The following is a 4,342-nucleotide window of genomic DNA, read 5'->3' on the forward strand; positions in this document are numbered from 1 at the left end:
GCGGGCGTAGAGCGCCTGGAAGGAGACGGAGTTCCAGTACGTCAGCAGCACCTTGCGGACGGTCTCGCCGATGGTCTGGTGACCCACCCGGCGCGCGGCCCAGGGCGAGCCGCCGGCGGCCATGAACCAGCGCACCGCGTCCGCGCCGTGGGTGTCCATCAGCGGGATCGGCTCGAGGATGTTGCCCAGGTGCTTGCTCATCTTGCGGCCGTCCTCGGCCAGGATGTGGCCCAGGCAGACGACGTCCTTGTAGCTGTTGCGGTCGAAGACCAGCGTGCCGACCGCCATCAGCGTGTAGAACCAGCCGCGGGTCTGGTCGATCGCCTCGGCGATGAAGTCGGCCGGGTAGGCCTGCTCGAAGGCCTCCACCGAGCCGGGCAGGTGCGGGTACCCGTGCTGGGCGAAGGGCATCGACCCGGAGTCGAACCAGGCGTCGATCACCTCCGGAACCCGGCGGAAGGTGCCCTCCACGCCGTCCACGGTGAAGGTGACGTCGTCGATGAACGGCCGGTGCGGGTCGAGGTCGGACAGGTCGCGCCCGGCCAGCTCCGACAGCTCGGCCAGCGAGCCGACGACGCGCAGCTGGCTGGGGTCGGCGTCGTTGCGCCAGATCGGCAGCGGCGTGCCCCAGTAGCGGCTGCGCGAGAGCGCCCAGTCGATGTTGTTGTGCAGCCAGTCGCCGTAGCGGCCCCACTTGATCGACTCCGGGTGCCAGGTGGTGCGCTCGTTCTCGCGCAGCAGCGCGTCCTTGGCCTGGGTGGTGCGGATGTACCACGACGGCAGCGCGTAGTACATCAGCGCGCTGTGGCAGCGCCAGCAGTGCGGGTAGGAGTGCTCGTAGTCGAGGTGGCGGAACAGCAGCCCGCGCGCGCCGAGGTCGTTGATCAGCGTCTCGTTGGCCTCGCGGAAGTACATCCCGCCGACCAGCCCGGTCTCGGGCACGAAGCGGCCGCGGGTGTCGATCGGGTTGACCAGCTCGACCCCGTTGCGGCGCACCGAGTCGAAGTCGTCGGCGCCGAACACGGTGGCCTGGTGCACGAGCCCGGTGCCGTCGTCGGTGGTGACGTAGTCCTCGGTGACGACGAAGTGCGCGTCGCCGGTCCACTCCACGACGTCGAAGGGGCGGGTGTAGCGCCAGCCCAGCATCTCCGCGCCGGTGAAGCGGTGCTCGCCGTCGGCCTCCCAGCCCTCGCCGAGGGCGTGCTGCAGCAGCGTCTCGGCCACCACCACGGGCTTGTCGTGCCCGTGCTCGGGTGGGACGCCGGTGGGACGGGCGACGACGTAGCTGACGTCGTCCTTGGCCGCGACCAGGGCGTTGGAGGGCAGCGTCCAGGGCGTGGTGGTCCAGATCAGCAGGTCGGCCTCGCCGGCCAGCGGACCGCTGGTGAGCGGCAGCCGGACGTAGACCGAGGGGTCGACGACGGTCTCGTAGCCCTGGGCCAGCTCGTGGTCGCTCAGCCCGGTGCCGCAGCGCGGGCAGTACGGAGCGACCCGGTAGTCCTCGACCAGCAGCCCCTTCTCGAAGATCTGCTTGAGCGCCCACCACACCGACTCCACGTAGGAGGCGTCCATGGTCCGGTAGGGGTGGTCGGTGTCGACCCAGTAGCCCATCCGGTCGGTGAGCTGGGTGAACAGGTCGACGTTGCGCATCACGGCCTCGCGGCAGCGCGCGTTGAAGGCCTCGATGCCGTAGGTCTCGATGTCGGGCTTGCCGTTGAGCCCGAGCTCCCTCTCCACCGCGAGCTCGACCGGCAGGCCGTGGCAGTCCCAGCCGCCCTTCCGCTCGACGTGGAAGCCCTGCATGGTCTTGAAGCGGGGGAAGACGTCCTTGAACACCCGGGCCTCGATGTGGTGGGTGCCGGGGGTGCCGTTGGCGGTGGGCGGGCCCTCGTAGAAGGTCCAGGACGGGCGTCCGCGGGTCTGGTCGAGGGTGCGGCGGAAGGTCTGCTCGCTCTTCCAGCGCTCGAGGACCTCGTGCTCCATCGCGGGCAGGTCGATCTGCGCCGGCACCGGGCGGTAGCCGGTCGGGGCCGCGGTGGTCTCGCTCATGGCGGTGGCACTCCTGCGTCGTTCCTCGGTGCGAGGACGAGGCCCCGGCGTCGTGCCGGTGCTCGCGGTACCACCTCGCTTGCCGCCCCCGATCCATCGGCGCAGGGGCGACCGCTCGTGACGGCTGTGACGGGCCCACCCGTCCGGTTCTACTGGGGGCCGGCAGGGCCCTGTTCTTCCGGAGGCTCGCCGCTGATGACGGCTCAGACGCCTGTAGCGCCCATCCTACGTGCACCACGGCGGGGACGGGAACTGCCTGCTCCCGGCCGAGCCCATCGCCCCTCACACACGTTGGTGGCACGGCACACACGCTGCAGCATGGGTGCCGCCCGACGAGGGTGTGTGCCGCCACCCGGCGACATCGGCCGGCCCGGGCGAACGCTGCGCGACGGTGCGGTCAGCGCTCCAGCAGGACGTCGCAGCCGACGGCGAGGCAGGCGGCGACCCGCCAGTCCATCCGGGCGCCGTTCGGGGCGGCGGGGAGCTCGACCTGGTAGGCGTCGCGCAGGCTCCAGCGGCGCTCGATGGTCATGATCGGGACGCCTCCGGCGGCGGCGAAGTCGAAGTGGACGGGCCAGCCGAAGTCGGTGAAGCGGCGCAGCACGGCCACCAGCTGGCTGCGCTCCTGGCCCGATCCCTCCAGCCCCTGCTGCGGCACGCCCACGTGGAAGGTGGAGCGCAGCAGGCTGGCGCCGAAGTCCTTGCGGAACCAGCCGATCGGCTGGCCGATGGCGTCGGTGACGTCGTAGGTGGTGCCGAGGTCCATGATCCCGCGGGCCTTGAAGCCGAACAGCGGCACCCGCTGCTGCTCGTCGGCGAAGAAGGTGACCTGCTCCCGCATCGCCATCCGCTTCTGCTGGGCCATCGCCAGCACCGGTCCGTCGCCGTCGCCGGCGCGGACCTCGAAGCGGTTGGTGAGCATCGCCAGCTTCTGCTTGAGGGCGAAGCGCTCGAGGGCGGTGGGCGGCACGGGAGGAGTCGTCACGAGCCGGGATGCTAGCCCCGGTGGGGGTCCAGGCCGCCAGAATGACGGCGTGCCCGACGCCCAGCCCGCCGTCTCTGCGACCACCGCACCCGCGCCCGTGCCGGATGCCGCTCGCGGTGTCACCGTCCTCGTCCTGGCCCAGCTGCTGACCGGAGTCGGGGTGGCCTCGGGCATCGCGGTCGGCGGGGTGCTCGCCGAACAGCTGGCCGGGACGGCCTCAGCCGCCGGGATCGCCCAGACCGCCTCCATCGTGGGCGCCGGGCTGACCTCGGTGCCGCTGGCCGAGCTGGCCTCCCGGGCCGGACGGCGGGTGGGGCTGGGAGTCGGCGCCGGGGCTGCGGCGCTCGGGGCGCTGTGCGTGCTGGGTGCGGCGGTGCTGGGCTGGCTGGCGCTGATGGTGCTGGGGATGCTGCTGTTCGGTTCGGCCACCGCCGTCGGACTGCAGTCCCGTTACGCGGCGGCCGAGCTCGCGGTGCCGGAGCGGCGGGCCCGCACCCTGTCGGTGGTGGTGTGGTCGACCACCGTCGGGGCGGTGATCGGGCCGAACCTGTCCGAGCCGGGCGACGACCTGGGCATCAGGCTCGGTCTGCCGGCGCTGGCCGGTCCGTTCCTGCTGTCGCTGCTGGTGTTCCTGGCCGCAGCGATGGTGCTGGGTCTCGGCTTCCCCGCCCGCCGCCCGGTCCCGGCGACGGACGGGCCGGACCTGCCGCGGGTGTCCGCGCTCCGGCTGCTGGCCGGCGCCCTGCGCGAACCGTCCCTGCGGATCGGGGTGGTGGCGGTCGTGACCGGCCACGCGATGATGGTCTCGGTGATGGTGATGACGCCGGTGCACATGAACCACCAGGGCATGTCGCTCACCCTGGTCGGCCTCGTCATCAGCATCCACATCCTCGGCATGTACGCCGCCAGCCCGGTCTTCGGCTGGCTGACCGACCGCTTCGGCCCGCTGCCGGTGGTGCTGGGCGGGGCTGGGTTGTTCGTCCTGGCCTTCCTCGGCGGCGCGTTCTCCCCGCAGGGTCACGACGCCTCCGGCGGTCCGTGGTGGCTGGCCGTCGCGCTCTGCCTGCTCGGGCTCGGCTGGTCGGCCTGCCTGATCGGCGGGTCCGCGCTGCTGGCGGCCGCGAGCCCGGCGGCCGGCGGGGTGCGGCTGCAGGGAGCGGTCGACTCGGCGATGAGCCTGGGTGCCGCCGCGCTGGCCGCGCTGGCCGGGCCGGTGCTGGCGGTGGGCGGCTACCCCTCGGTCAACCTGCTCGGCGGGGTGGCGCTGGCGGCGCTGCTCGTCGTCGTCCTCACCGCCCGCACGGCACC

General features: G+C 72.5%; 3 protein-coding genes. 1 reads left to right on the forward strand and 2 read right to left on the reverse strand.

The window, feature by feature from the left end:
• On the reverse strand, positions 1-2,049 hold a 2,049-nt coding region (ileS, locus tag DVA66_RS17535), incomplete at its 3' end, for an isoleucine--tRNA ligase (protein ID WP_114561213.1).
• Between the two features lie 397 nt (positions 2,050-2,446).
• Positions 2,447-3,034, reverse strand: coding sequence for an LURP-one-related/scramblase family protein (locus tag DVA66_RS17540; protein WP_232822043.1), 588 nt, complete (start codon positions 3,032-3,034; stop codon positions 2,447-2,449).
• Positions 3,035-3,083: 49 nt separating this feature from the next.
• Between DVA66_RS17540 and DVA66_RS17545 the strand changes: the two genes are divergently transcribed.
• Positions 3,084-4,342: MFS transporter (locus tag DVA66_RS17545; protein WP_198671902.1), on the forward strand; the 1,259-nt coding region annotated here is incomplete at its 3' end.

It is taken from the genome of Desertihabitans aurantiacus, assembly GCF_003344635.1.
Classification (GTDB): domain Bacteria; phylum Actinomycetota; class Actinomycetes; order Propionibacteriales; family Propionibacteriaceae; genus Desertihabitans; species Desertihabitans aurantiacus.